Genomic DNA, 5510 nt, shown 5'->3' on the forward strand with positions numbered 1-5510 from the left:
GTAGCGGCGACGTGCTACTCTCCCACATCCTCTCGGGTGCAGTACCATCGCCGTGCAAGGCCTTAGCTTCCGGGTTCGGAATGGGACCGGGCGTCTCACCTTGGCTATGGTCGCCGCAAATCTTCTGTTATCGGTCGGGGTCTCCCCCGCCGGCATGCGTGGCGGTTCGGGGACCGGACGGCGGACGCGATCGTGTTGACGTTTCGTGACCCATCCCGATCGTTCAGTGTCGGTTGGGCGGTTCGCGCAGTAGTCGAGTGTCTTCCAACGAGTGGAAGTGTGTTGATTGCCGTTCCCCCGTTAGTACCGGTCGGCTCCACCCCTCGCGGGGCTTCCACGTCCGGCCTATCGACCACGTGTTCTGCATGGGGGGTCTCGGGGCTCGATGGCCCCATGGAATCCTTATCTTGGAGCGGGCTTCCCGCTTAGATGCTTTCAGCGGTTATCCCTTCCGAACGTAGCCAACCGGCCGTGCCACTGGCGTGACAACCGGCATACCAGAGGTTCGTCCACCCAGGTCCTCTCGTACTATGGGCAGGTCTCCTCAAGATTCCAACGAGCGCAGAGGATAGAGACCAAACTGTCTCACGACGTTCTGAACCCAGCTCGCGTGCCGCTTTAATCGGCGAACAGCCGAACCCTTGGGACCTGCTCCAGCCCCAGGATGCGACGAGCCGACATCGAGGTGCCAAACCATCCCGTCGATATGGACTCTTGGGAATGATCAGCCTGTTATCCCCGGGGTACCTTTTATCCGTTGAGCGATGCCGCGTCCGTACACCGGCACCGGATCACTAGTTCCGACTTTCGTCCCTGCTCGAGCCGTCGCTCTCGCAGTCAAGCTCCCTTGTGCACTTACACTCGCCACCCGATTGCCAACCGGGCTGAGGGAACCTTTGAGCGCCTCCGTTACTCTTTGGGAGGCAACCGCCCCAGTTAAACTACCCGCCAGGCACTGTCCCAGAGCAGGATCACTGCTCGTGGTTAGACATCCAATGCGAACAGAGCGGTATTTCACCTTGCGGCTCCACACGAGCTGGCGCCCGCGCTTCGAAGCCTCCCGCCTATGCTACACAATCCACACCGAATGCCAATACCAAGGTATAGTAAAGGTCCCGGGGTCTTTTCGTCCTTCTGCGCTTAACGAGCATCTTTACTCGTACTGCAATTTCGCCGAGCTCCTGGTCGAGACAGTGGGGAAGTCGTTACGCCATTCGTGCAGGTCGGAACTTACCCGACAAGGAATTTCGCTACCTTAGGATGGTTATAGTTACCACCGCCGTTTACCGGGGCTTGAATTCACCGCTTCGGCCGAAGCCTGACGGATCCTCTTAACCTTCCGGCACCGGGCAGGCGTCAGTGCATATACAGCGACTTTCGTCTTCGCATGCACCTGTGTTTTTGGTAAACAGTCGCTACCCCCTCTTCTGTGCCACCCCCAAAAGCTCCAGGAGCAAGTCCTTTCACCATCGGGGGTCTCCCTTAAACCGAAGGAACGGGAGCAATTTGCCGAGTTCCTTGACCAGGATTCGCTCGATCGCTTCGGTATACTCTACCAGACCACCAGTGTCGGTTTGGGGTACGGGCGGCAAACAGCCTCGCGCCGAAGCTTTTCTCGACGGTCGGGATCACCGGATTCGCGCCCAACGGCGCCCATCATCGCACCTCGGCCTTGACGCCCCCCGGATTTGCCTGGGGGACGGCCTGCGTGCTTGACCACGGAAAACCACCTCCGCGGCCGGCTACCCGTCCGTGTCACTCCTCGCGCTACCCTACTACAGCTACGGTCCCAACACCGCACCCGTCCGAACCCCGAAGGGAACATCAGGACACGACGGAGGTTAGTGCTCGCTGCCTCGGATCGGGCGGCTGCAAGCCGGTACGGGAATATCGACCCGTTCATCCATTCGACTACGCCTGTCGGCCTCGCCTTAGGACCCGACTCACCCAGGGACGATGAACGTGGCCCTGGAACCCTTGGTCATCCAGCGGCGGGGATCCTCACCCCGCTCTCGCTACTCATGTCTGCATTCTCACTCCCATACAGTCCACGGCGCGTTTGCACGGCCGCTTCGACCCGGTATGGGACGCTCTCCTACCCAGCAGCCTGAAGGCTGCTGCCGCGTCTTCGGTGGTGTGCTTGAGCCCCGCTACATTGTCGGCGCGGAACCACTAGACCAGTGAGCTGTTACGCACTCTTTCAAGGGTGGCTGCTTCTGAGCCAACCTCCTGGCTGTCTATGCGACTCCACATCCTTTCCCACTTAGCACACGCTTCGGGACCTTAGACGACGGTCTGGGCTGTCTCCCTTTCGACGACGGAGCTTATCCCCCGCCGACTCACTGCCGGAATACGCTTCACGGGTATTCGGAGTTTGGTTGCTGTTGGTACCCTGTACGGGCCCGCAAGCATCCAGTAGCTCTACCCCCCGGAAGTAATCAACCGACGCTGCACCTAAATGCATTTCGGAGAGAACCAGCTATCACGGAATTTGATTGGCCTTTCACCCCTAACCCCAAGTCATCCCCCCGGTTTTCAACCCAGGTGGGTTCGGTCCTCCACGCGGTCCTACCCGCGCTTCAACCTGCTCAGGGCTAGATCATCCCGCTTCGGGTCCAGGACACGCGACTCAAAACGCCTTTTAAGACTCGCTTTCGCTACGCGTACACCACACGGCTTACGCTCGCCACATGCCACTGACTCGCAGACTCATTTTTCGATAGGCACGCCGTCACCCCACGAAGAGGCTCCGACGGATTGTAGGCGCACGGTTTCAGAGACTGTTTCACTCCCCTCCCGGGGTACTTTTCACCTTTCCCTCACGGTACTCGTGCACTATCGGTCAGACAGGAATATTTAGGCTTATGCAACGGTCTGCACGGATTCGCACGGGATTCCACGGGGCCCGTGCTACTTGGGAGACGCGATCGGAAGACCATGCGCGTACGGCTACGGGGCCATCACCCTCTGCGGCCCGGTATCCAACCCGGTTCGCCTCGCACACGGTTTTGTCACTTCCGCCCGGTCCGTCGGAACCGGGACACGCGTTCCCGCAACACCACGCGCGCAACCCCCGACGGGTATCACACGCGCGCGGTTTGGCCTGATCCGCTTTCGCTCGCCACTACTCACGGAATATCCTTTCCTGCAGGTACTGAGATGTTTCACTTCCCTGCGTACCCCCCGGCCGAAGCCGGTGACCGCCCATGACGGCGGCCGTGTTTCCACATTCGGAGACCCTCGGATCGAAGCCCTGTTGGCGGCTCCCCGAGGAATATCGCTGCCTCAAACGTCCTTCATCGGTCCTGTCTGCCAAGGCATCCACCCTACGCCCTTGCAAGCAACCACACACCCAAAAGGCGGGGCCACCCGCTACTGCCATAGCGAACTCCCAGACGACACATCAATACAACTAGAATGATCACAAAACGATCGACGAACACACAAAGAATGTGCTCTTCGAAATCAACAGCAAAGAGACAACAAAAACATTGTCCTTTGCTCGCGTCCACTATCCAGTTCTCAAACCACCACCGCGCACGCGACCGGACCACCACCGGGAAACACCCGGGGAACCCCAAGCCGCATGGCGACGGACCGCTCCCGAACACCGCCGGGAAGTGGCGATCCGGGAACCCAAAAGCATGCCCGCACCACCACCGCACCCCACGACGGGCACGGCAAAGCCAACGATCTCTTCCACACCAGCAACCCGAACGCGCCGGACTATCCGGCCGCCGGGTCCACACCGGACGGGAAACCCCGCCCTGAAATCTCCGTAGAAAGGAGGTGATCCAGCCGCACCTTCCGGTACGGCTACCTTGTTACGACTTAGTCCCAATCACGAGTCTCACCTTAGACGGCTCCCCCCAAAAAGGTTAGGCCACCGGCTTCGGGTGCTACCCACTTTCATGACTTGACGGGCGGTGTGTACAAGGCCCGGGAACGCATTCACCGCGACGTTGCTGATTCGCGATTACTAGCGACTCCGCCTTCATGGAGTCGGGTTGCAGACTCCAATCCGAACTGAGACCGGTTTTCAGGGATCCGCTCCGCCTCGCGACGTCGCATCCCGTTGTACCGGCCATTGTAGCATGCGTGAAGCCCTGGACGTAAGGGGCATGATGATCTGACGTCATCCCCACCTTCCTCCGAGTTAACCCCGGCGGTCCCCCGTGAGTTCCCATCATTACATGCTGGCAACACGGGGCGAGGGTTGCGCTCGTTGCGGGACTTAACCCAACATCTCACGACACGAGCTGACGACGACCATGCACCACCTGTGAACCCGCCCCGAAGGGAAACCACATCTCTGCGGCTGTCGGGAACATGTCAAGCCCAGGTAAGGTTCTTCGCGTTGCATCGAATTAATCCGCATGCTCCGCCGCTTGTGCGGGCCCCCGTCAATTTCTTTGAGTTTTAGCCTTGCGGCCGTACTCCCCAGGCGGGATGCTTAACGCGTTAGCTCCGACACGGGACCCGTGGAAGGGGCCCCACATCCAGCATCCACCGTTTACGGCGTGGACTACCAGGGTATCTAATCCTGTTCGCTCCCCACGCTTTCGCTCCTCAGCGTCAGTAACGGCCCAGAGACCTGCCTTCGCCATTGGTGTTCTTCCCGATATCTACACATTCCACCGTTACACCGGGAATTCCAGTCTCCCCTACCGCACTCCAGCCCGCCCGTACCCGGCGCAGATCCACCGTTAAGCGATGGACTTTCACACCAGACGCGACGAACCGCCTACGAGCTCTTTACGCCCAATAATTCCGGATAACGCTTGCACCCTACGTATTACCGCGGCTGCTGGCACGTAGTTAGCCGGTGCTTATTCGAAAGGTACACTCACTCTCGCTTGCTCCCAATCAAAAGCGGTTTACAACCCGAAGGCCGTCATCCCGCACGCGGCGTCGCTGCATCAGGCTTGCGCCCATTGTGCAATATTCCCCACTGCTGCCTCCCGTAGGAGTCTGGGCCGTATCTCAGTCCCAATGTGGCCGGTCGCCCTCTCAGGCCGGCTACCCGTCGTAGGCTCGGTGGGCCGTTACCCCGCCGACTACCTGATAGGACGCGACCCCATCCCGTACCGATGAAATCTTTCCCAGAAGACCATGCGATCAACTGGAGCATCCGGCATTACCACCCGTTTCCAGGAGCTATTCCGATGTACGGGGCAGGTCGGTCACGCATTACTCACCCGTTCGCCACTCTCACCAGACAGCAAGCTGCCTGGATCCCGTTCGACTTGCATGTGTTAAGCACGCCGCCAGCGTTCATCCTGAGCCAGAATCGAACCCTCCACAAAAAACTTCATGAAAAGAATCCGAAAAACAGACTCTCAAAAAAGAAAAAGACAGGACATCCTTAAGGAAGGACGCCCAAACAAAACCCCGACCCAAATTCAACCCGCAAGGGAACCCACCACACACAGCAGAAGGCTTGGGCCGGACTGGCAATCATTGACTATAAAGAAGTAGTACAAACACACTCTTGAGTTCTCAAACCACCA

Annotated in this window: 3 rRNA genes; all 3 read right to left on the bottom strand. The window is 59.1% G+C overall.

Annotation, left to right across the window (positions count from 1 at the left end):
• Position 1: 1 nt before the first annotated feature.
• The 3 genes from rrf to JS528_RS11375 all read right to left on the bottom strand — a co-directional run bounded on the left by rrf (position 2) and on the right by JS528_RS11375 (position 5306).
• A 5S ribosomal RNA gene (gene rrf, locus JS528_RS11365) occupies positions 2–118 on the bottom strand.
• Between the two features lie 162 nt (positions 119–280).
• Positions 281–3348 (bottom strand): 23S ribosomal RNA (locus JS528_RS11370).
• Between the two features lie 434 nt (positions 3349–3782).
• Positions 3783–5306: ribosomal RNA gene (locus JS528_RS11375) — 16S ribosomal RNA — on the bottom strand.
• The 16S, 23S and 5S rRNA genes sit together here, the layout of an rRNA operon.
• Positions 5307–5510 lie beyond the last annotated feature (204 nt).

The organism is Bifidobacterium santillanense, from assembly GCF_018555385.1.
Lineage (GTDB): Bacteria > Actinomycetota > Actinomycetes > Actinomycetales > Bifidobacteriaceae > Bifidobacterium > Bifidobacterium santillanense.